The 23,733-nt window shown below is 41.2% G+C and carries 21 protein-coding genes; 16 read left to right on the forward strand and 5 right to left on the reverse strand.

Going from position 1 to position 23,733, the window contains the following annotated elements:
- Window positions 1-9: 9 nt before the first annotated feature.
- Window positions 10-1,773: a sensor histidine kinase gene (locus QUE86_RS11360; RefSeq protein WP_130049563.1), complete on the reverse strand. Its 1,764-nt coding sequence runs from the start codon at window positions 1,771-1,773 to the stop codon at window positions 10-12.
- 246 nt (window positions 1,774-2,019) lie between these two features.
- On the opposite strand from QUE86_RS11360, the gene QUE86_RS11365 reads away from it, so the two are divergent.
- The 4 genes from QUE86_RS11365 (at window position 2,020) to thrC (ending at window position 7,277) form a co-directional block, all read left to right on the forward strand.
- The gene (locus QUE86_RS11365) at window positions 2,020-2,394 is read left to right on the forward strand and encodes a response regulator (RefSeq protein ID WP_130049562.1); all 375 of its coding nucleotides are present in this window, start codon (window positions 2,020-2,022) and stop codon (window positions 2,392-2,394) included.
- Between the two features lie 227 nt (window positions 2,395-2,621).
- On the forward strand, window positions 2,622-5,039 hold the full coding sequence (gene thrA / locus QUE86_RS11370) for a bifunctional aspartate kinase/homoserine dehydrogenase I (RefSeq protein WP_286257285.1): 2,418 nt from the start codon (window positions 2,622-2,624) through the stop codon (window positions 5,037-5,039).
- Between the two features lie 9 nt (window positions 5,040-5,048).
- Window positions 5,049-5,975, forward strand: coding sequence for a homoserine kinase (thrB, locus tag QUE86_RS11375; RefSeq protein WP_130049560.1), 927 nt, complete (start codon window positions 5,049-5,051; stop codon window positions 5,973-5,975).
- 18 nt (window positions 5,976-5,993) lie between these two features.
- A complete protein-coding gene (gene thrC, locus QUE86_RS11380; protein WP_250661715.1) occupies window positions 5,994-7,277 on the forward strand; it encodes a threonine synthase in 1,284 nt (427 codons plus the stop codon).
- A 32-nt stretch (window positions 7,278-7,309) separates the two neighbouring features.
- Here thrC and QUE86_RS11385 read toward each other — a convergent pair whose 3' ends face one another.
- The gene (locus QUE86_RS11385; protein WP_130049558.1) at window positions 7,310-7,678 is read right to left on the reverse strand and encodes a hypothetical protein; all 369 of its coding nucleotides are present in this window, start codon (window positions 7,676-7,678) and stop codon (window positions 7,310-7,312) included.
- Window positions 7,679-7,969: 291 nt separating this feature from the next.
- Between QUE86_RS11385 and glyA the strand changes: the two genes are divergently transcribed.
- From glyA to QUE86_RS11435, 10 genes are all read left to right on the forward strand, one after another.
- Window positions 7,970-9,226, forward strand: coding sequence for a serine hydroxymethyltransferase (gene glyA, locus QUE86_RS11390; RefSeq protein ID WP_054552577.1), 1,257 nt, complete (start codon window positions 7,970-7,972; stop codon window positions 9,224-9,226).
- Between the two features lie 108 nt (window positions 9,227-9,334).
- Window positions 9,335-9,784 carry a transcriptional regulator NrdR gene (nrdR, locus tag QUE86_RS11395; protein WP_054552576.1) on the forward strand — a complete coding sequence of 150 codons (450 nt, stop codon included), beginning with the start codon at window positions 9,335-9,337 and terminating at the stop codon, window positions 9,782-9,784.
- Between the two features lie 2 nt (window positions 9,785-9,786).
- The gene (ribD, locus tag QUE86_RS11400) at window positions 9,787-10,926 is read left to right on the forward strand and encodes a bifunctional diaminohydroxyphosphoribosylaminopyrimidine deaminase/5-amino-6-(5-phosphoribosylamino)uracil reductase RibD (RefSeq protein ID WP_130049557.1); all 1,140 of its coding nucleotides are present in this window, start codon (window positions 9,787-9,789) and stop codon (window positions 10,924-10,926) included.
- A gap of 4 nt (window positions 10,927-10,930) precedes the next feature.
- Window positions 10,931-11,584, forward strand: coding sequence for a riboflavin synthase (locus QUE86_RS11405; protein WP_130049556.1), 654 nt, complete (start codon window positions 10,931-10,933; stop codon window positions 11,582-11,584).
- Window positions 11,585-11,625: 41 nt separating this feature from the next.
- Entirely contained in the window at window positions 11,626-12,741 is a 1,116-nt protein-coding gene (gene ribBA / locus QUE86_RS11410) for a bifunctional 3,4-dihydroxy-2-butanone-4-phosphate synthase/GTP cyclohydrolase II (RefSeq protein WP_130049555.1), read from the forward strand.
- Window positions 12,742-12,856: 115 nt separating this feature from the next.
- The gene (gene ribH, locus QUE86_RS11415; RefSeq protein ID WP_054562661.1) at window positions 12,857-13,321 is read left to right on the forward strand and encodes a 6,7-dimethyl-8-ribityllumazine synthase; all 465 of its coding nucleotides are present in this window, start codon (window positions 12,857-12,859) and stop codon (window positions 13,319-13,321) included.
- A gap of 15 nt (window positions 13,322-13,336) precedes the next feature.
- Window positions 13,337-13,747, forward strand: coding sequence for a transcription antitermination factor NusB (gene nusB / locus QUE86_RS11420; protein WP_054552571.1), 411 nt, complete (start codon window positions 13,337-13,339; stop codon window positions 13,745-13,747).
- Between the two features lie 45 nt (window positions 13,748-13,792).
- Window positions 13,793-14,767, forward strand: a complete 975-nt coding sequence (gene thiL / locus QUE86_RS11425; protein ID WP_130049554.1) for a thiamine-phosphate kinase — start codon at window positions 13,793-13,795, stop codon at window positions 14,765-14,767.
- A complete protein-coding gene (locus QUE86_RS11430) occupies window positions 14,764-15,249 on the forward strand; it encodes a phosphatidylglycerophosphatase A family protein (RefSeq protein ID WP_130049553.1) in 486 nt (161 codons plus the stop codon). The genes thiL and QUE86_RS11430 overlap by 4 nt, the downstream gene beginning before the upstream one ends.
- A gap of 33 nt (window positions 15,250-15,282) precedes the next feature.
- Window positions 15,283-18,369: a ligand-binding sensor domain-containing diguanylate cyclase gene (locus QUE86_RS11435; RefSeq protein WP_130049552.1), complete on the forward strand. Its 3,087-nt coding sequence runs from the start codon at window positions 15,283-15,285 to the stop codon at window positions 18,367-18,369.
- A 223-nt stretch (window positions 18,370-18,592) separates the two neighbouring features.
- Here the strand turns inward: QUE86_RS11435 and dxs are convergent, their stop codons facing one another.
- The 3 genes from dxs to xseB all read right to left on the reverse strand — a co-directional run bounded on the left by dxs (window position 18,593) and on the right by xseB (window position 21,679).
- Entirely contained in the window at window positions 18,593-20,455 is a 1,863-nt protein-coding gene (dxs, locus tag QUE86_RS11440; protein ID WP_286257301.1) for a 1-deoxy-D-xylulose-5-phosphate synthase, read from the reverse strand.
- An 89-nt stretch (window positions 20,456-20,544) separates the two neighbouring features.
- The gene (gene ispA / locus QUE86_RS11445; protein ID WP_130049550.1) at window positions 20,545-21,432 is read right to left on the reverse strand and encodes a (2E,6E)-farnesyl diphosphate synthase; all 888 of its coding nucleotides are present in this window, start codon (window positions 21,430-21,432) and stop codon (window positions 20,545-20,547) included.
- A 4-nt stretch (window positions 21,433-21,436) separates the two neighbouring features.
- Window positions 21,437-21,679 (reverse strand): exodeoxyribonuclease VII small subunit, encoded by a 243-nt coding sequence (gene xseB, locus QUE86_RS11450; RefSeq protein WP_054552565.1) that lies wholly within the window; start codon window positions 21,677-21,679, stop codon window positions 21,437-21,439.
- A gap of 272 nt (window positions 21,680-21,951) precedes the next feature.
- Here xseB and pomA point away from each other — a divergent pair, with 272 nt between their 5' ends.
- Both pomA and QUE86_RS11460 read left to right on the forward strand, forming a co-directional pair.
- On the forward strand, window positions 21,952-22,719 hold the full coding sequence (pomA, locus tag QUE86_RS11455; protein WP_054552564.1) for a flagellar motor protein PomA: 768 nt from the start codon (window positions 21,952-21,954) through the stop codon (window positions 22,717-22,719).
- Window positions 22,720-22,722: 3 nt separating this feature from the next.
- The gene (locus QUE86_RS11460) at window positions 22,723-23,646 is read left to right on the forward strand and encodes a flagellar motor protein MotB (protein WP_054562656.1); all 924 of its coding nucleotides are present in this window, start codon (window positions 22,723-22,725) and stop codon (window positions 23,644-23,646) included.
- Window positions 23,647-23,733: the final 87 nt, after the last annotated feature.

The following is a 23,733-nucleotide window of genomic DNA, read 5'->3' on the forward strand; positions in this document are numbered from 1 at the left end:
TCTATTTGCTTATGAGTTAAACATTGAAAGAGGTTTTGGCATGTTTTTCGGAAAACTAATATGGTAGTGCAAGCCTTTACCGACTTCGCTTGATACCTCAATATCGCCACTTAGGGTTTGTTTAACGAGGTTAAAGGTAATATGTGTGCCCAAACCACTGCCGCCTTGGTCGCGTTTAGTAGTAAAGAATGGGTCGAAGAGCTTTTCTAATTGCTCTTTTGATACGCCATTACCATTGTCTTTAAAGTCGATGACAACTTCGTCATCTTCTTCTTTGATAACAATATCAATAACACCACTTTCAATACCTTCAAAACCATGAATGAGTGAGTTCATAATCAAGTTTGTGAAAATTTGGCTGATAGCACCCGCAGGTAGGTTAAGCGTTAAATCATCAGGGCAATCTAAATTAATGTGATGCGATGTTTTTTTGAGTTTTGGATGTAAAGAGCGGATCACTTCACCTAAATACTCTTTAAAATTAATTGTTCGTACCGCTTCACTGGCTTGGTCGACTGCAATTTGCTTGAAGCTTGCAACCAGCTCAGAAGCACGGTCTAAGTTACTGGTGAGTAAGCTGGTGCTTTGTTTAGCATCATTAATAAATTCTTCCAGTGCTTTTGGCGACAGAGTCTTATCTTTGTAAGCTGCTTCAATTTGGTCTAAGCGCTCTTGTAAAAAGGAAGTTGCAGTAACACCAATCCCAATAGGTGTATTAACATCATGAGTAATACCTGCAACTAAGCCGCCTAATGCAGCCATTTTTTCTGAGCCTACTAAGCGCTCTTGTGCCATATTAAGTTCATCAAGATAGCGTTGTAACTCAGTTTGCTTAGTTATTAGCTCTTGTTCAGTTTGCTTACGTAAATCGATTTCTTCAGTAAGTGTTAGCTTTTGTTTTTCAAGCTCGTATTTTTGTTGCTGCAAGTCCATCATAGCTTGGCTTAGGTTTGATGTTTTGCGTGCGACTTCTTGTTCTAACTGCAAGTTATGTTGGTCGAGCTTTTCATTACTTATCAAAAGTTCTTTTTGGGTATGTTCGAGCTCTTCACGGTAAAGTACCACTTTATCAATTAAGCGGTTGAAAGATTCTTCCATTACTTTTAATTCGTTATGCTCAACGGTTTTGATCTCGATATGGCGACCTTCTAAATCGTTTAGTTCTAGATCTTCAATTTGTTCTGTGAACTGTGCCAATGGCTCGGTTAAGCGCTTTCTAAATGCGAGTAAGAAAAGAATGATCAAAAAGGTGGTTTTGATCATCGCATTTCCGATTAAAAAATAGATAGAAATCATGATGCGGCTAAATACCACTTCACGGCTTGAGAATAGGGTTACGTCGCCTACTTGGGTTGTTTTACCCGAGAATTCAAAAATAAGTGGGAATGTATAACCAAATAAACCCGACGGCGTATCTTCGATAATTGCTTCTTCTTGAACTAACTGTTGACTGTAAAGCTCATGAATATCTAACGAACGCCCTAATTGTGAGAGTACCTCACCACTATCATCACGCACAATAATGCCTTCGATCATAGGGATTGCCAGTAGGCCCTCAGCCGTCGTGATGGTTTGTTTATCGTTCAGTTCCCAAATTGCACGGGTTAAACTACGGCTAAATGTTTTTTGTAAAGTAGTTAACTCGTCGCGAATGTAATCTTTTGTATTAACGTACTCAGCAATAACCTGTCCACACGTCACCACGAAGGTTAGTAAAAAGTAGACAGAGAGCACATTTGTTAATAATTCTTTTGACAGGCTTTTTTGTAGCATGGAATATCCATAGCTCCTTGGTGACAATTGTAATACATTCAGCTAGTTCTAAAGTTAGCTAATAAATGGTTAAAAAGAAATAAATATATCCTTTTTTACTGGAACATTTATAAATTGTTAGTATTTTTTGAAAAAGCTTAGCCTTACTGCGCTTTAAAAATTGTGTTATAAATTTATTTCACCTTTAACTTTTTTAACATTAGCCTTTTTTAATGTTGTATTTGCTACAGCAAAGATTTTTATTTCATGAATAATCCTAATTTTTCAGTACTGGTCTGTGATGACTCAAATATTGCCCGCAAGCAGGTAGTGCGCTGTTTAGGGGATTGCTTGAATGCAGATATTCAACAAGCAACCAATGGGCGTGAAGCACTTGCGTTACTGCGCGAACATAATTTTGATCTACTCTGTTTAGATTTAACCATGCCTGAACTGGATGGAGTCGCTGTGCTTGAATCTATTAAAGCAGAGAAAATAGAATGCTTTGTAATAGTTATTTCGGCTGATATTCAGACTGAAATGAAGCAAAGAGTAGTAAAGTTGGGCGCCATTGATTTCATTGATAAGCCAATAGATCTTGTTCGCCTAAAAGCAACTTTGCATAAATTTGGTATTCATTAATCTTTTAAATAACACAAACGCATAATTTATCTTTTCTTTAAGGGTTGACAGCCTGACTACATTTAAGGCAGTCTAGAGTCTATGAAAACATTTAATCACGCAACGACCATTATTATTACAACCATCATCCTTACTGGATAGTGGCATAGGTCGGTGCAACAAATTTATAGGCCTGTGTTCACTAGAACACAGGCCTTTTTCGTTTATGGAATGAGGAAACATAAATAATGCGAGTATTAAAATTTGGTGGGTCGTCCTTGGCCGACTACGAATGTTTGCAACAGGTAGCTCAGTTAGTCAAAGAAGAATTACGCGATGAAATGCTGTTAGTGCTATCAGCTCCAGGTGGTATGACTGATTCATTAGTCGCGTTAGCAAGTACTGCAGAACATGGGCAGGACTTTAGTGAGCTATGGCAAGCATTGGTTGCGCGCTGTGAACAACTAAAAGCTGCTGTTGAAGCTGATTTTGGTCAGGTAGCAAGTTGGCCTAACTTGAATGAACTGAAGAATAAACTTGATGGTGTTGCACTTTTAAAGTGCTGCCCAGACCAAGTACGTGCCTATACTATTAGCTTTGGTGAGCGCGTAAGTGTTGCTTTGATGGAGTGCATGCTTAAACAAAGTAATGCTCGCTATCTAGAAGCGACTGATTGTATTGCCTCTGTGGGCGGCTACATTGATGCTGAAGCTGACTTGGCTGCAAGTAAGTTGCGTTTTCAAGAAGCACTAAAAGCTGCACCGAGCACTATTTATATCATGCCGGGCTTTACTGCTGCTAACGAACAAGGTGAGCTAACAACACTTGGTCGCAATGGCTCAGACTACTCAGCGGCAATTGCTGCAGCATGTTTAGAAGCCGATGTATGTCAGATCTGGACTGATGTTGATGGCGTTTATAATGCTGATCCGCGTTATATCAAAAAAGCGTCTAAGGTTGATTCACTATCATATAAAGAAGCGATGGAGCTTTCTTATTTTGGGGCGAAGGTATTGCACCCGAAAACGATTTTACCTTGTGCCAAAGCGGGTGTGCCGTGTGAGATCAAAAATACACATAATCCACGTGCTGAAGGCTCAGTGATCAGTAACGACAGTGTATCTAACGAGCCTGTTAAAGCGCTATCAAGTCTACAAAACCTTGCTATGTTAACTGTTTCAGGCCCAGGTATGAAAGGTAAAGTGGGCATGGCATCAAAAGTATTTAATGCACTTGCTCATGACAATGTTTCAATTGTTTTAATCACTCAATCTTCATGTGAATTTAGCATCAGTTTTTGTGTTCATGAAAGCGACCTATCGCTTGCCCTTGAAGCACTTCAGACTGCTTTCGAATTAGAATCACAAGCTGGCCTAATCGAACCAGTTCAAGTGCAGCGTAACCTTGCTATTGTCACTTTAGTAGGCGATAACATGCGTGCTCACAAAGGGTTAGCGGCTAAGTTCTTTGCTTCGTTAGCACAAGCGCAGGTTAACATCGTTGCAATTGCACAAGATTCCACTGAAAGTGCAATTTCAGCGGTCATCGACGGTGAGTTTTGCAACGACGCTGTAAAAGTTTGCCATGAAAATTTCTTTACCCACATTCCTTCAATTGATGTTTTTTTACTTGGTTGTGGTTTGGTTGGTCAAGAGCTTATTCAGCAGTTACAACGCCAACAAGCGTGGCTTGAAAAGCGTAACATTAAGCTGAACTTATACGGTGTTGCTAACTCAAGACAGCTTTACCTTGATAGCGAAGGTATTGCTTTTAATGGCTGGCAAGACAAACTAGCCGAGTCAGAGCAAGCATTTGATTTAAGTTTGGTGGAGCAATTTGTAAAACAAAACCACTTAATCAACCCTGTGATAGTTGACTGTAGTTCGGCCGATAAGCTTGCTGCGCAATATGTGGATTTCTTGAATGCCGGTTTTCATGTTGTTGCTGCTAACAAAAAAGCCAATACTAGCTCATATGCTTACTACCAAGATTTAGTTGCAGCAACACAAAAGAATAATCGTAAATTTTTATACGAAACAAACGTAGGTGCAGGTTTACCGGTACTTGATAATCTTAAATCGCTATTTGGTGCGGGCGATGAACTCATTAAATTCAGCGGTATCTTATCGGGTTCATTATCGTATATGTTTGGTGCACTACAAGATGGTTTATCACTTAGTGAAGCAACATTAAAAGCAAAAGAAAGTGGATTTACAGAGCCTGATCCGCGTGATGATTTATCTGGAACTGATGTTGCTCGAAAACTACTCATCATTGCCCGTGAATCTGGTCTTGAATTAGAACTAAGCGATATCGAAGTTGAATCTGTTTTACCAAAAGGGTTTGCAGAAGATGATTCTGTAGCCGATTTCATGGCAAAACTACCATCACTTGATGCGCAGTTTAACGACCGCATTCAAAGTGCTGCAAGTGAAGGTAAAGTACTTCGTTATGTGGGCACTATTGAAAACGGTCAATGTAAAGTAGGCATTGAAGCCGTAGATAGTAGCCATGCTCTTTACGATATCCGTGACGGTGAAAATGCATTGGCAATCTTAAGTCAATATTATCAACCACGTCCGTTTGTGATTCGTGGTTATGGCGCAGGTGCTGAAGTAACGGCTGCAGGCGTATTTGCTGATATCTTAAAAACGTTAACGCGCTAGGAGCAGGTCATGATCCGTGTATACGCACCCGCTTCAATCGGGAATTTTGCTGTCGGCTTTGATGCACTCGGTGCCGCGCTCGCACCTATCGATGGTACTTTATTAGGCGATGTTGTAGAGGTTAGTGCCGCAGAGCAAGATACTTTTGTATGCTCTGGCGACTATGCCCATAAACTGCCAGCTAATGCTGAAGAAAACTTAGCTTATCAATGTTTAATTCACTTTAAAGAGCACGTAGCGCCGACTATGTCAGCAGTAAAGCTTGAGCTTAAAAAGAATCTACCGATTGGCTCTGGTTTAGGTTCAAGTGCTTGTTCTGTAGTGGCTGCGTTCGCGGCCCTCGATAAGTTCGCCGAAACGAATTTATCCCAAGAGCAACTTATCGAGTTGATGGCTGACTTTGAAGCCATTGTTAGTGGCGGCCGTCATTACGATAACATCACGCCGTGTTATTTAGGTGGTTTGCAATTAACGGGTGAACTCATTCCGAACAAGTCAATTTCGTTACCTGTTGATAATCAATGGTATTACGTAGCGGCTTTCCCTGGTTTTTCACTGAATACCGCAAAAGCGCGTTCGGTCTTGCCAACGCAATTATCAATGCACGACAGTGTTGAATTTGCACAGCGGCTTTCTGCGTTTAGTAGCTTATTGCTCACTGGCCGTTTTGATGCTGCATTATCAATTATGTCTGATGAAATAGCCGAACCGTATCGTGCACCGCTTATTCAAGGCTTTGTCGAAGCGAAAAGTGCTTTACCAGAGCTTGGCGCTGAAATTGTCAGTATTTCAGGTGCTGGGCCAACATTATTTACCGTGTGTAAGAGTCTTGAAGCTGCACAAAAGTGTGCAGCGTGGCTGAATGATAATTACATTAATGAGCAGGGCTTCTGCCATATCTGCCAACTTGATCAACTTGGCACGCGACAGCTTTAAAGAATTTAAGGAATAAACATGCAATTACATAATTTAAAAGATGAAACACAACAGGTGTCGTTTGTTGAAGCGGTAAAAACGGGTTTAGGCCGTAATCAAGGTGTGTTCTTCCCTGATAGCCTATCGCCAATGCAAGACATTGATACTTTATTAGATTTGGACTTTGTTAGTCGGAGTAGTAAGATTTTATCGCACTTAATTGGTGATGAATTACCTGCTGATACCGTCGCACAGATGGTGCAAAACGCTTTTAACTTCGATGTGAAGTTGGTAGAAGTTGAAAAAGACATTTATTGTTTGGAGTTATTTCATGGCCCAACGCTTGCTTTTAAGGACTTTGGCGGTCGTTTTATGGCTGAGTGTCTTGCCCAATTTAACCAAGGCGAAAAAGTCACTATTTTAACGGCCACATCGGGCGATACTGGCGCAGCCGTTGCTCATGCATTTTATAACAAGCCAAATATAGATGTCGTGATCTTATACCCAAAAGGTAAAATATCATTAGCGCAGCAAAAACTATTCACTACTTTAGGTAATAACATTCACTGCTACGCCGTTGATGGTAGCTTTGATGACTGCCAAAGTATGGTAAAACAAGCTTTCTTAGACGATGAAATTAAACAAAAGCTAGGTTTAAACTCAGCGAATTCAATCAACATCAGTCGTTTAGTTGCGCAAGTATGCTATTACTTTGAAGCAATTGCGCAATTACCAAAAGAGCAGCGTAGTAAAGCGCATATCTCAGTACCTAGTGGTAACTTTGGTAATGTATGTGCGGCGATGATTGGTGCTGTACTTGGAATGCCTGTTGCTAAATTAAGTGCCACAACTAATCAAAACGACACTGTGCCACGCTTCTTGCGAAATAAAGAGTGGGCGCCAAATGACACACTTGAGTCTTTATCGAACGCAATGGATGTGAGTAAACCGAATAACTGGCCACGCGTTCAATTTATGCTAGATAACGAATGGTTTAGCTATGATGACTTTTATTCAAGCTGTGTTGGTGAAGAAGAAACAAAAGAGGTGATGAAAAAAATTCATCAAACTGGTTATATCGCAGAACCTCATACTGCAATTGCTTATCAAGGCTTGAAAGAAAATCTAGCCGACGGTAGTGCAGGTATATTTTTAGCGACCGCACACCCTGCTAAATTCAAAGACAGTGTAGAGCAAATTTTAGACATTGAACTGCCAATGCCAAAACCGCTTGCTGATGCATTGGCAAAGCAGTGTTTGGCTGAAGATATTAAGTTTGATTATCAATTGCTTCGAACAGAGCTGCTAAATAAATTAGCTTAATACTAAAAAAAGAGCGGCGAAGCCGCTCTTTTTTAATGAAGTAATGAATGACTATGACGGTTTAAAACTCGCATGCATAAAATGACCACCGCAGCAATACATAGCAAAATACTGATCACTGAGACTAATTCATTTTGTGTCCATTGCATCAAAGTGAAAGCCGAAATAAAAATAATAAATGGTTTAAATTCATAGTAGTAGTTGGACTTTTTTTGTTTAACTCGCTGGCTTATATGATCTGTTCTTCTAGCTTCTGAGCGCATTCGCCAAATGTTAGCGCCTAATAAAAATAAAGTTACACCAATTAATGTTGGTACATAATTATTTGCTAATGTGATGCAGCTCATGCCGAGAAAGAAGTATCCGTAGGGGACTAATTCATATATAGGTTTAGCTAACATGTACTTATACCATCCTTGATATTGACTAGGAATATAAGCTTAGTTCGCTTCTATTGAAACGCAATAAAGCGTTGATAATTTTATCTAGAGTGACATTTTAAAAATATATGTAATATTTTAAATCTATAATTTTTTTTTATGTATCAATAAAAAAATATCATTATTAAAACACTGTGAAATAAATTCAATCCCTGTTTAAATATGTTCATCTTTACAAGATAGGCAAAAGTGCGTTTTAAGCGTACAATACAGCCTTCAAAAAACACCATACACGTTGCCTTAGGAGACCCCATGTTAGAACGTAGCATGAATATTTCGGATTTCGATCCAGAGTTATTTGCAGCCATCACTAAAGAGACGGCTCGTCAAGAAGAGCACATCGAACTGATCGCGTCTGAAAACTACTGTAGCCCACGCGTACTTGAAGCGCAGGGTTCTCAGCTTACCAACAAATACGCTGAAGGTTACCCAGGCAAACGTTACTATGGCGGTTGTGAGCATGTTGACGTTGTTGAGCAACTAGCAATTGATCGTGCAAACGAATTATTCGGCACAGATTACGCTAACGTCCAACCGCATGCGGGTTCACAAGCAAACGCAGCTGTTTTCCAAGCTCTTCTTCAGCCGCATGATACAGTACTAGGTATGAGCTTAGCTCATGGTGGTCACTTAACTCACGGTTCACACGTTAACTTTTCTGGTAAAACGTATAATGCAATTCAATACGGCCTAAATGACGAAACTGGCGAAATTGATTACGCTCAAGTTGAAGCACTTGCATTAGAGCATAAGCCAAAAATGATCATCGCTGGTTTCTCTGCATACTCAGGCGTTGTTGACTGGGCTAAATTCCGTGAAATCGCTGATAAAGTTGGTGCATATTTATTCGTAGATATGGCTCACGTTGCTGGTCTTATCGCAGCGGGTGTATACCCAAGCCCAATTCCTCATGCACACGTTGTTACTACGACAACTCACAAAACATTAGCAGGCCCTCGTGGCGGTCTAATCGTTTCTGCATGTGGTGATGAAGAGATCTACAAAAAGCTAAACAGTGCTGTTTTCCCTGGTGGTCAAGGTGGTCCTTTATGCCACATCATCGCTGCTAAAGCGGTTGCTTTCAAAGAAGCATTACAGCCAGAGTTCAAAGCGTACCAAGCACAAGTTGTTAAGAACGCTCAAGCTATGGTTGAAGTACTTCAAGAGCGTGGCTATAAAGTTGTTTCTGGTAAAACAGACAACCACTTATTCCTTCTTGACCTAATTGACAAAGATATCACAGGTAAAGATGCTGACGCTGCACTAGGTAACGCTAACATCACTGTTAACAAAAACTCAGTACCAAACGACCCACGTTCACCGTTCGTAACGTCTGGTCTTCGTATTGGTTCTCCGGCTATTACTCGCCGTGGTTTCAAAGAAGCTGAGTCAAAAGAGCTTGCAGGCTGGATCTGTGACGTATTAGACAACATCAACGATGAGTCTGTACAAGCAGAAGTAAAAGAGAAAGTTAAAGCTATCTGTAAAAAATTACCAGTTTACGCTTAATTACTGGTTAAACCGTAATTAAGATAACAATAGCGTTGTTTTTTGCTATTATAAAGGCCGCTTAGTAAGCGGCCTTTTTTTGTTTTTTATAAACGGAAGTTGAACCCTATGCATTGCCCTTTTTGCACCGCAAAAGATACCAAAGTAATTGATTCTCGACTTGTTGGCGGTGGTCACCAAGTTAGACGTCGACGTGAATGTAACGAATGCCATGAGCGCTTTACCACCTTTGAAGGCGCTGAACTTGTGATGCCAAGAGTGATTAAGCAAGACGGTAGTCGCGAACCATTTAACGAAGATAAGTTACTCAATGGCTTGCATCGCGCTTTAGAGAAACGCCCAGTTAGCACTGAGCAGGTCGACGAAGTCGTTAACATTATTAAATCTCAACTTCGTGCTACTGGTGAGCGTGAAATATCTAGCCATTTAATTGGCGAGTGCATCATGGAGTCACTGAAGAAACTCGACAAAGTGGCCTATGTGCGTTTTGCATCTGTATATCGTTCATTTGAAGATATTCGCGAGTTTGGTGAAGAAATCGCTCGTTTAGGTGATTAACTATGTCATTCACAGAGCTTGATATTGCTTATATGGCGCGTGCCATTGAGCTTGCTAAACAAGGGCGTTTTACCACGACTCCAAACCCTAATGTTGGCTGTGTACTGGTTAAAGATGGCGAAATAGTCGGTGAAGGGTTTCATCAACTAGCAGGGCAGGGCCATGCTGAAGTAAATGCCTTGGCTGTGGCTGGCGACAATGCGAAAGGCGCCACAGCATATGTAACTTTAGAGCCTTGTAGTCATTATGGACGCACTCCGCCTTGTGCCGAAGGTTTAAAAGCAGCTGGTGTCAGTAAGGTTATTGCTGCCATGGTCGATCCTAACCCTGCGGTGAGTGGTCGTGGTCTACAGATTTTAGCCGATGCTGGTATTTCAGTGGCATCCGGTTTACTTGAGCAACAAGCGCGTGACCTAAACAAAGGCTTTTTAAAGCGTATGGAAACAGGGGTACCATATGTGACTTGTAAAATGGCCTGTAGTTTAGATGGCAAAACCGCGCTAAATAATGGTCAAAGTAAATGGATTACTGGTCCTAAAGCGCGCCAAGATGTGCAAGCATATCGTGCGCAAAGTTGCGCTATCTTGACGGGGGCTGACACAGTCATTACTGATAATGCAAAACTCAATGTGCGCGTTGATGAACTGCCATTTGCTATGCCTACATCCTTGCCTTTGCGCCAGCCTACTCGAGTGATTATTGATTCACAAAATAGGTTAACGCCTGAACTTACATTATTTAGCATTGAAAGTCCGGTGATTATTTTCACTACATCGCTTGATAAACAACATCAATGGCCTCACTTTGTTAAACACGAAGTTGTACCAGCAGTTAATAATAAAGTTGATTTATCCGCGGTTTTAAAGCGTCTTGCTGAACTACAATTTAATCAGATATGGCTCGAAGCAGGAGCGACCCTTGCAGGGGTGTTTGCTGAGCAGGATTTAATTGACGAATACATCGTTTATATTGCCCCTAAGTTAATAGGTGATATGGGCAAAAGCTTACTAAACTTTGCAGAAGTTACCGTGATGAGTGATATCACTGAACTGACCTTTACTGATACAGTGATGATTGGCGACGATATTCGCTTAACAGCTACAAAGCAAAGCAAGCCACAAAAATTGAAAAATAAAGAGTAGCACTATGTTTACTGGAATTATTGAAGCAACAGGTAAAATTGTTGAACTAACACAAAAGCAAGGCGATCTGGCTATTCGTATTCAAAGCACTAATTTGGATATGAAAGACGTCAAGCTCGGTGACAGTATTGCCACTAATGGTGTGTGTTTAACGGTTGTCGCTAAACATAGCGATGGTTTTAGTGCTGACTTATCTAACGAAACAATCAGCTTAACTGGGTTTGCGCATTATAAAAAAGGACAAACAGTCAACCTCGAAAAAGCCATGCAACCCGTTTCTCGCCTAGGCGGGCATTTAGTATCAGGTCATGTTGATGGTATTGCGACTGTAGAAAGTATCAGTCCTAATGCCCGTGCAACAGAGTACTGGTTAAGTACAGACAATGATTTAATGAAATACATTCCGTACAAAGGTTCGGTATGTATTGATGGCATTAGCTTAACGGTCAATGAGGTCGAACAAAACCGCTTTAAGCTTACTATTGTTCCGCATACCGCTGAACAAACAACGATTGCAGAATTTCAGGTGGGTACTCAGGTGAACTTAGAAGTTGACCAGATTGCTCGCTATTTAGAGCGCCTAATAAAAGGGGCCGAACAACCTTCCCGTTCAGACATATCAATGAGCTTGCTAGCACAAGCTGGCTTTATTAAATAAGCAAAGATAGTCACTATTAATAATACTCTCATGGGCATATTATGAATTTACACAGCGCGCAAGAAATTATCGATGACATTAAAGCCGGTAAAATGGTTATTTTAATGGACGATGAAGACAGAGAAAATGAAGGCGATTTAATCATCGCAGCAGAGCATATCAGTGCAGATGCCATCAACTTTATGGCAACGCATGGCCGTGGTTTAATTTGTTTAACTATGACACAAGAGCGTTGTCAACAGTTAGAGTTACCACTCATGGTTAAAAATAATGGTGCTGCTTTTTCGACTAACTTCACCATGTCTATTGAAGCGGCGAAAGGCGTAACGACAGGTATTTCTGCAGCTGATCGTGCTCGTACAGTACAAGCTGCTATTGCTAAAGGTGCCGTGCCAAGCGATATTGTTCAACCGGGGCATATCTTTCCTATTATGGCGCAGCCAGGTGGCGTGCTAACTCGAGCGGGTCATACCGAAGCGGGTTGTGATTTAGCGCGTTTAGCGGGCCTTGAGCCTTCATCAGTGATTGTTGAAATCTTAAATGCTGATGGCACTATGGCACGTCGCCCAGATCTTGAAATATTTGCTAAAGAGCATGACTTAAAGATTGGCACTATTGCAGATTTAATCGAATACAGAAACCTAAACGAAACCACCATCGAGCGTGTTGCCAAGTGTAAATTGCCAACTGATCACGGCGAATTTGATTTAGTTACTTACAAAGACACCATTGATGGTCAACTTCACTATGTCCTACAAAAAGGTGAAGTATCTAAAGATGAGCCGACGTTAGTTCGTGTTCACTTACAAAGTACCTTCAATGACATCTTATTATCAGATAGAAGTGCTGATCGTAGCTGGGGCTTATCAGATGCTATGGCTTATATCGCTGAGCACAACGGCGTACTGGTTATTTTAGGTAAGCAAGAATCAACGGAAGACCTAGAAGCAACCGTTAAAGCATTTGCTGCACAAGATGCTGGCGAAAATGTTAGTCACCGTAAATTCCAAGGTACATCGCGTACTGTGGGGGTGGGTTCACAGATCCTTGCTGATTTAGGTATTGAAAAGATGCGCTTGATGAGCCGTCCTAAAAAGTACCATGCGTTATCTGGTTTCCACTTAGAAGTGGTTGACTACGTTGAGCCGCAGTCATAATTAGGCAAATTGTTGGAAAACAGATTTACTAGGCTACTTTTATATTTTTGTGGTATTATGCGCCGTAATTTTTGCGCAATCGCAACCGCTTAAACTTATTTTTTAGGGTTATTAAATGAAAATTATTGAAGGTAACAAATACGCACCGGGCAAAAAGTTTGCCATTGTCATTTCTCGCTTTAATGACTTTATTGGTAGCAGCCTATTAGCAGGCGCTGTTGATGAGCTTAAGCGCACAGGTGGCGTATCTGAAGACGACATTACTGTTGTTTACGTACCAGGTGCCGTTGAATTACCTTTAGCAGCGAAACGCGTTGCAGCAAAGAAAGAACACGATGCAATCATCGCTTTAGGCGTAGTGATCAGAGGTGGTACGCCACACTTTGATTTAGTCGCTGGCGAATCAAACAAAGGTCTTGCGCAAGTATCTCTTGAGTATGATATCCCGGTTGCATTTGGCGTATTAACCACTGAAAGCATTGAGCAAGCAATTGAGCGCGCAGGTACCAAAATGGGTAATAAAGGCGGCGAAGCTGCTTTAGGTGCGCTTGAAATGGTTAATGTGTTAGACAAAATTTAAGTTTAAGGAATCTCTGTGAAACCAGCAGCAAGACGTAAAGCACGTATCTTAGCACTTCAAGCCGTATACTCTTGGCAGTTAAGCGGTAACCCGATTGCTGATATTGAACAGCAAATGTTAATTGAAAATGATGTGACTAAGATCGACGTCGAATATTTCAAAGACCTAGCACGCGGTGTTGTTGTTAACTGTAAGCAATTAGATGAAATCGTTGCGCCACATTTAGCACGCCCAGCAGATGAGTTAGACATGGTCGAAAAAGCAATTTTACGTCTGTCTGGCTATGAGCTGAAATTCCGTGAAGACGTACCTTACAAAGTAGCAATCAATGAAGGCATTGAGCTTGCTAAGATGTTTGGTGCTGAAGACAGTCATAAGTTTGTCAACGGTGTACTTGATAAAGCAGTGAAAGAACTGCGTAAGTAAGTAGCACCGTAAAAGGAGAGCCGGCTTGGGCCGGCTTTTTTGTGTATGAAGGAATTTGAATTAATCAATCGTTACTTTAAAGGCCGTGGTATTATTCGCCATGATGTGAACCTAGGTATTGGTGACGATTGTGCCTTGGTATCTGTGCCTGAAAACTGCCAATTGGCAGTAACAACAGACACGTTAGTTGCGGGGGTACACTTTTTTGATGACATCTCTCCTCGTGCTCTTGGGCATCGAGCTTTAGCTGTTAACTTAAGTGATCTGGCGGCTATGGGTGCAGAACCAACGTGGATTTCGGTTGGCTTAACTTTGCCAGAAGTAAACATAGAATGGCTTGAAGAGTTCACCGAAGGTATGCATGAAATTGCAGAGTACTTCAATGTGCAGATCATTGGCGGTGATACCACCCAAGGCCCTTTAACTATTACAATTTGTGCTAAAGGCATCGTACCTGAAGGCAAAGCACTACGTCGTAGTGGTGCTAAAGTTGGCGATTGGATTTATGTAACAGGCCCATTAGGTGATGCTGGTGTGGCAATTGAAGCTCGTAAACAAGGACTTGATATTGCCCCTGAACATTTAAATTATTTAAATAATCGCTTTGATTACCCGACTCCGCGTGTTGCAGCGGGGCAGGTGTTACGAGGTGCAGCCTCTGCGGCGATTGATATATCTGATGGCTTATTAGCTGATTTAGGACATATTTTAGCGCTATCGCAAGTCAGTGCTGTGATCAATGTCGATAAAGTGCCAGTCTCTGATGCACTAAACTCTTCAATTCCACGTGCAGAGCAGTTTGATTATATCTTAAATTACGGTGACGATTATGAGTTGCTGTTTACTGTGCCTGAAAGTAATAAAAGCATGGTTGATATGAAGTTGCGCCAGTATGGTGTTGAAGCAAGTTGTGTTGGGCAAATTAAAAGTGGCGAAAGTGACATAGAACTATTACTTGATGGTGAAAAATTTAACTATCAAGGCAAGGGTTTTCAGCACTTCACGAAGGAGCCGGTTTGAGCAATAACCGTTTATTCAATTTAAAACGCCCACACCAATTTTTTGGTTTGGGTTTTGGCTTAGGCCTTGCGCCTAAAGCTCCAGGCACCTTTGGTACCTTTGCTGCATTGCCGTTTATTTTTACCACAATGTACTTCCCGCTATGGTTACAGATTGTGTTTGCAATCGTGATCAGCGTATTTGGTATTTGGGCATGTGGTAAAACGGCAGATGACTTAGGGGTACACGATCATCCTGCCATTGTTTGGGATGAAGTTGCTGGTTATTATATCACCATGATTGGTGCTGCACTGAATTGGCAGTCACTGTTGGTTGGTTTTTTGTTGTTTCGTTTTTTTGATATCGCTAAACCAGGTCCTATCAGAATTCTCGATAGACGTTTACACGGTGGCTTGGGCATCATGGCTGATGATATTTTAGCAGGTATATTTTCATTAATTTGTGTTCAAGCCTTGTTTAAAGCTGGCTATTTGCCTTTTTAAACGATGAGTTAAGTGTTACTTGGTGGCAAGTATATGATGCGATTTCTAGTTGTCTGTTTGTTGATGCTTTGCAGCATGCCTGTGTTTGCATCTATTACTGACTATGTCGTTAAACAGTGGAACATCCAAAATGGCTTGCCATCACAATCTTTAAAAAGTATTGCTCAAGATGAGCAAGGCTATATGTGGCTAGGCACACAGTTTGGATTAAGCCGATTTGATGGTAATACTTTCACCAACTTCAATACGCAAAATAGCGACTTCCTGCCAAGTAACGGTATTAATAAGTTATTGGTTGATAGCACTGGATTACTTTGGGTAGGTACCAAAAATGGCTTGGTGACACTTGATCCTAAAACTATGATGTCGCAAACCTTTAACGTCAAAGGCCCTGTGCGGGATATTCTTGAAGACTCCAAAGGTAGTATCTGGATTGCCGCGAACGGCCTTTATTATGTTGCTCGAAATCAAGTCACACTAAATCAAAACTCAGCGTTAATCGTACCGGTATCTAATGCCACTGCAATTACGCAAATTGTTGGTTCAGTGAGTCAAATGGCTTTGTCGCCAGAAGGTATTTGGCTGGTTAATGAGCGTCACTTACTGCGCTTAACTAATACCTCTTCTGACTTTGCAAAATTACGATTAGAACTCACTGCAAAAGTGTCATTACCTGAACGATTAGCACAAACCATTATTCATGATATGGCTTGGCTTGAAGGTAACTTATACCTAGCCTCAGAGCTAGGTGCTTATTTTCTTGATTTAGATGATGAGCTGCGTCCATTCCCACTTCCAAATGCGAGTAACTCTGCTGTTTATAAGTTTATGAGTGACTCTGATGGGGCGTTATGGATTTCGACCTATGGCAGGCTGTTATTTCGTGATAACTCAGGTGATTGGCAATGGGTTGAGCCAAGTCAGCTAGATCAGAGTATTTGGTTTGCTGATATCTTTCGTGATAATCAAAATAATATTTGGCTGGCAAGCTTCAGTGAAGGTTTATGGCTTGCTCATGAGGGGCGTATTGAACGTCACTCTGCTATTTCAAATATGACAGAAGCGGTGATGGCTATTAGCCAAGCACCTGATGGCAAATTATGGGTGGCCAATCGAAGTGGTGTTGGCTACTTCGATTATAACAAAAATTTTGTAAATCAAATTCCGAGTAATCAATTTGGTCGAGCTGCGGTGCACGACTTACAATTTGATGGTGACCGTTTGTACATCGCAACTGGTCGCGGTGTGTTTTATTACGAAAACCAAAACTTATATACAGTCCCTGGGCGAGCGCTACGAGATAACCCTGTATTCGCAATTAGCCGTTCTAGCAAAGGCGGTTTTTGGCTTGGTACTGGCCGAGGTATGTATCGCTTAAGTTATGGTGGTTTAACACCATTTGCTTACAATGCATTCTTAAGCAGTAAATTTATAACCTATGTTCTTGATGAGCAAAACTTTGGCTTAATTGGTACCAGTAAAGGGGCTTATTACTTTACCGACCGAGGTATTGAGAAAATTGGCGACCAAACTAGTTTAGAAAGTGCTTACGTCACCAGTATTTTAAATATTGAAGGGGTGGGGATATTAATAGGCTCACTTAACGATGGTCTATTTTATCGCAGTACCAAAGGTCAGTGGCGTCAGTTAGATGCGACCGATGGTCTACCGTATGGGTCTATTTTTAGTCTCGTTTACGATAAGCAGTTAAAGCGTATTTGGGTAAGTACCATGAAAGGCGTATATCGCATGCCGGTAGAGCAGTTTGGTACTGACATTGAGAGCTTAAAAGTAGAACAAGTGATCTCATCGTTTGACCGTCAGCTCGATGGTAAAGCTAGTCAATGTTGTGCCGGTCTTGGCCATGATGCTGTGGCAGATACAGGTAACTCTATTTGGTACCCAAGCCTACAAGGTGTTGTTGAAATTCCAAAGAGTGTTGAGCTCTTTGGTGTGCAAGCTCTGAAACCTCGTATTGAAAGCCTGATCACGCCGCTTCGTCATTTAAGTACGGCAACCTTAGGTAATAAACCTGAGCTGCAAATTGATGAGCGTGATGTGACATTAAAATATACTGCGATTGATTATTATGCCCCTTCAAGTATTGAGTTCCGTTACCGCTTAAGTGGCTTGGACAGTGACTGGCGTTATGCTAATACTCGTCGTGAGGCAATTTATACCAACTTACCGCCGGGTTCTTTTTTATTCCAGCTTGAAGCAAAACGCCGTGGTGAAGATTGGCAAAAAGCACGTCGTACTGAGTATAGTTTTGTGGTGCCGCGTCGCTTTGACGAGACTATCTATTTCAGACTTTTGATCACCAGCAGCTTTATTTTATTGTTTTATCTTGTGTTCTGGGTATTTAGAGCGCAAGAGAAACGTAAACAATTAGCTCTTGAGAGCTTAGTAACAGAACGAACTGTTGAGCTTCGTGAAGCCAACGATAAGCTTAATCAAGTAAATTCACAGCTTAAGTTAGTTAGCCATTCTGATGAGCTTACTGGATTACGTAGCCGCCGTTTCTTGTTTGATCAACTACCAAAAGATATCGAGCACTTCCAGCGAAACTCGCAGTCATTACAAGCGCAGGGCAAATCATTGGTATTGTTGATCATTAACTTTGATAACTTTAGCCGAATTAATGATGCTTATGGGCCACTTGCAGGCGATAGCTGTTTACAGCAAATGGCAACCTTACTTAATAGCCGTACACAAGGTTCTGACTATGTCGCACGTTGGAGTGGTGATGAGTTTTTACTCTTACTACGTGATTTCAAACGTACAGCGATAGACAATTATGTTGCTGATTTATGTGAAGCGATTGCAGCAAATCCATTTAGATTACCAAATGGTGAGTCAACCACCATTACTGCGTCGATTGGCTGGTCTTTCTACCCATTACCTTTATTGGGTGGACAAGTTATTGGTTGGGAAACTTCAGTCAATCTTGCTGATATCGCATTACATCAAGTTAAAAAGCGTGGTGGTGATGGTGTTGCAAACATTACCTTTGATGAGCAATTAGATGCCTTTGAGTTCGAGCAAAGCAATAATGTTGATCAGCAGCTCAGTGCATTACAAGCTAATGGCTTAGCCGATATAAAAATTTGGATGCGATAGAGTTTCTATTGGTATTATACCAACCCGCAATAATACTTAATCATTTTGAGGGATTAAACCTGTCGCTAACTGCGTTAAAAATTTCTCATTTAGAACAACTAAATAACGAAATTTTTGCCTTGCTATCAACGAGGTTTAATTGCCTCAAAATAGACTACTTAATTAAGCGGATTGGTATTAAAAAAGGAGCTTTAAAGCTCCTTTTTTGTGAATGCTGTTTGGCTTAAGCCATGAACTCTTTGATGCTAGCTAAGATGCCATTAGCATCTAAGCCCATTTCGGCGTGCATTTCATCTTGCGTGCCATGCTTAATGAATTCATCTGGAATACCTAAGTTTAAGATAGACACGTTAGCCTTAATTGCAGCTAGGTGCTCATTCACAGCAGAACCTGCACCACCCGCAATGGCGTTGTCTTCTAAGGTAACAATCACATCATGGCTAGCTAGTAATTCGCTAATAGCATCAGTATCAAGAGGCTTAATAAAGCGCATATCAATCACTGTTGAGTTAAGTTCATCGGCGACTACTTTGGCGTTCTCTAATAGCGTACCAAACGACAAGATTGCCACTTTGCTACCTAGCTTGATGCTACGCGCTTTACCAATTTCAATCGCGCTCATTGTCGATTCAACGTCACAATTACCCGCACTACCTCGAGGGTAACGAACAGCAACAGGTTGATTGCATTGGTAACCTGTATACAACATTTGGCGACACTCATTAGTATCGCTTGGTGCCATGATAATCATGTTAGGAATACAACGCATAAAGCTCAAGTCATAGGCTCCTTGGTGAGTTTCACCATCTGCACCTACAATTCCTGCACGGTCAATAGCAAATAAAACAGGTAAGTTTTGTAATGCCACATCGTGGATAAGTTGGTCGTAAGCGCGTTGCAAAAAGCTTGAATAAATAGCAACAACAGGTTTTAAGCCTTCACAGGCAAGGCCAGCTGCAAGCGTTACAGCATGTTGTTCAGCAATAGCTACATCAAAGTATTGCGCAGGGTACTCTTTAGAAAAGCGCACCATGCCAGAACCTTCACGCATCGCTGGGGTAATTGCCATCAGCTTGTCGTCTTGTGCTGCCATATCGCATAACCAGTCACCAAATACATTAGAAAATGTAGCCGCGCCAGGTTTTGATTTTGGTAATTTAGACATGCTAGGATCAAATTTTGGTACGCCATGGTAGCCAATTGGATCCGCTTCAGCAGGTTTATAACCTTTACCTTTTTGTGTTTTGATATGCAGTAACTGCGGACCTTTAAGGTTACGCATGTTACGTAAGGTATCGACCAACATATTAACATCATGACCATCGATTGGGCCGATGTAATTTAGGCCTAACTCTTCAAAGAAAGTACCTGGAATGACCATACCTTTTAAATGTTCTTCCATTCGACTGGCAAGCTCTTTCACAGGTGGTAAGCCTGAAAGAAGTTTTTTGCTACCTTCACGAATATTGGTGTAGAAGCTACCAGACAAAATACGTGCAAAGTGATTGTTTAGTGCACCCACGTTTTCAGAGATCGACATTTCATTATCATTTAAGATAATTAGCACATTAGGGTTTACATCACCCATGTGGTTCATCGCTTCAAATGCCATACCTGCAGTAATCGCACCATCGCCAATAACAGCAACTGTTTTACGATCTTTACCTTCTTTTTCAGCAGCAATGGCCATACCTAGTGCAGCCGAAATTGAAGTGCTCGAATGACCTACACTGAAGGTGTCGTAAGGGCTTTCTTCACGGAATGGGAAAGGGTGTAAGCCGTCTTTTTGACGAATAGTATGCATTTGGTCACGACGACCAGTTAAGATTTTGTGTGGGTATGCTTGATGACCCACGTCCCATACTAAACGATCTTCAGGCGTGTTATAAACATAATGAAGCGCAACCGTTAGTTCAACAGTGCCTAAACCTGATGCTAAATGACCACTACTTTGCGAAACTGAGTTAAGTAGGTATTCGCGTAACTCTTTACTAAACGCAGGTAACTTGTCTTGCGCTAAATCACGCAGTTGTGCTGGTTCGTCAACCAAACTTAATAATGGATACTTGCTACTATCAAGTGTCATGATTTTATATACATCCTTCGCTAACCAGAGTGCATTATAGCCCATTGCTGCTCTGATTTTTTAGTTATTTTGTCTTTCTTTTTTAGGCATTAATAATTACGTTCAACGATATAGCTAGCAAGGCTTGCCAGTTCGCTGGTGTCGTAATCAATTGCCTCAAGAGCTTGATGAGCTTGAGCTAGTAAGTCTTGTGCTTTTTGCTTTGCACCTGCCATTCCCAATAAAGCAGGGTAAGTTGCTTTATTGGCGGCAATATCTGAACCTTGTGGCTTACCTAATGTTTCAGTATCAGCTTCTACATCTAGGATATCGTCTTGTACCTGAAAAGCCAGACCTATTGCTTGGCCGAATAAGTTCAACTGCTTTAGAGTATGTTCATCGCAGCTATTAGCACTTAATGCACCAAGTGTAATTGCACAGTTTAGTAAGGCGCCCGTTTTTAACTGATGAATACGCTCTAGCTGAGACACGCTAATTTCTTTATCAGTCGCTTCTATATCCAGTGCCTGTCCACCTACCATACCTTCAATACCTGAGGCTTTGCTTAACGAGGCTATCATTTTTACCTGCTGGCTCGCAGGAACTGAAAATCGGTGGTTGGCGATTAAATCAAATGCCAGTGTTTGTAATGCATCACCTGCGAGTATTGCTTGCGCTTCACCATAGACAATATGACAGGTGGGACGACCACGTCTTAAGTCATCGTCATCCATTGCAGGTAGGTCATCATGGACTAATGAGTAGCTATGAATACATTCAATGGCAGCAGCAAGAATATCGAGATCGGCCTTGTTAGCACCCATCATTCGGCCCGTCGCATATACAAGGTAAGGACGTAAGCGCTTACCACCATTTAAAACACCATAATGAGTAGCTTCTTTAATGTTCTTTTCGGTATTAAGTGGCTGTGCGAAATAGCGATTTAAATGTGCCTCAACGTCTTCTCGAGCGCGTTGTAATTGTTCTTTTAGTTGCACTTAATTAGTCCAAGTTTGAATCAAAATTGCTAAGAGGAGCTTGGCTATCGTTACCCATTAAGATGGCAACTTTTTGTTCGGCTTGTTGCAACTTACCAGATGAAGCATTCGCCAGCGCAATACCACGTTCAAATTGTTTTAGTGATTGTTCTAAAGACAATTCACCTTGCTCCATTTGTGCAACTATTTGAGATAATTCATCCAGCGCTTCTTCAAAGCTTAAGTTTTCTGGTTTCTTTGTTGCCATTGTGGCCTCGATAGCTGTTAGAAAGTGAGGCCAATTTTAGGGGGAATGCTAAACTAGGTCAAAGAATGATGTGTTTTTTTACGCATAATCCATTTTCAATATGTTATTTTTACGCTTTTACATACAGCTTAAACTTGTAGCTTAAAAATCTTACATTAAAATATAATTAATTCATTTAATGATTTAAGTATTTCAATTGCTTGCCGATAAGCAGTTAATAATAAAAATTTGATGCCTGAGGGTGTCGTGTAATTGTTCCTCTGGAGGGGTATGTGGATTTAGCAACCATAATAGGTATTCTTGGTGCCATAGGCTTAATTGCTATGTCGATGGTGTTAAGTAGTGACGGCCAAGTTGCAATGTTTTACAACACGCCTTCGGTGGTCATTGTATTTGGTGGTTCGATTTTTATCGTGTTATCGAATTTCACCATGGGGCAATTTTTGGGCATAGGTAAAGTGGCTGCTAAAGCCTTTATGTTCAAAATCGAATCTCCAGAAGAATTAATTGAAAAAGCAGTAGAATTAGCTGACTCAGCACGTAAAGGTGGTTTTCTAGCATTAGAAGAAGCCGAAATCCCCAACGGTTTTATGCGTAAAGGGGTGGATATGTTAGTGGATGGTCATGATGCTGATGTTGTTCGTGCCACGCTGCAAAAAGATATTTCTCTCACCGCTAATCGTCATGAACTTGGCGCAGGCTTATTCAAGTCACTTGCTGATATTGCCCCTGCGATGGGTATGATCGGTACGCTAATAGGTCTGGTTGCTATGCTATCAAACATGGATGACCCGAAAGCAATCGGTCCTGCGATGGCGGTTGCACTTTTAACAACATTATATGGTGCTTTCTTAGCAAACGTTGTAGCAATTCCTATTCAGGTAAAGCTAGAACTACGTAAAGATGAAGAAGCTCTTAACCAACGCTTAATTCTCGATGCCGTACTAGGTATTCAAGATGGCCAAAATCCGAAAGTCATTGAAGGTATATTGAAAAATTACCTAGCTGAATCAAAACGTAAAGTTGATACCGAGGAGTAGGGCATGTCCGATCAAGAGTGCAAATGTCCACCACCAGGTTTACCAGCCTGGATGGGAACCTTCGCAGATTTAATGTCATTATTAATGTGCTTCTTTGTACTCTTACTTGCTTTCTCGGAAATGGATGTACTGAAGTTTAAGCAAATTGCTGGTTCAATGAAGTTTGCATTTGGTGTGCAAAACAAAATTGAAGTAAAAGATATTCCAAAAGGGACCTCGGTAATAGCAATGGAGTTTACCCCAGGTAAACCTGAACCTACCCCTATCGAAACGATTCAACAACAAACTGTAGAAATGACTCAGCAAATGCTTGAGTTTCAAGCTGGTGATGAAAGCTCTGCCGGTGGTCGTCAAGAGCAACGTGGTAATAAGCGTGGTGGTGAATCGCAAAGTACGGCTCAGCAACAAGCATTGGAGCAGTCAATTTCTGCGGCTGACCAAGAACAGACTAATGAGCTTGTGAAGAAAATTGCCCAGCAGCTTGAACAGCAAATTATGGATGGTGCGATTGAACTTGAGTCATTAGGTCAACAAATTATTATTCGCATCCGTGAGAATGGCTCATTCCCATCTGGCAGCGCCTTTTTACAGCCTAAGTTTAAGCCTATTATTCGTGATATTGCGACACTATTAAAAGATGTGCCGGGTGAAATAACCGTGTCAGGACATACTGACGACTTCCAAGTATCAAATGAGCTTTATACTAATAATTGGGATTTATCTTCAAAACGTGCAGTTGCCGTTGCAAGCGAAATGGAAAAAGCCCCTGGTTTTGATAAATCTCGTATGATGGTTGTAGGTCACGCAGAAACTAGGCCTCTTGTACCGAATGTGACTGATGAAGATCGCAAGCGGAATCGTCGTGTCGAAATATCTATCATGCAAGGTAAAGCTCACGAATCTGACCCTATTGATGTAAGACAATAAATCAATTAAAGTGAAACTTCATTAACACATGTAATGGAGTATAAAAATGAAAAAAGTTGATAAGTACAGCTATATGCCAGGTAATGG

The organism is Pseudoalteromonas apostichopi, from assembly GCF_030297135.1.
GTDB lineage: Bacteria > Pseudomonadota > Gammaproteobacteria > Enterobacterales > Alteromonadaceae > Pseudoalteromonas > Pseudoalteromonas apostichopi.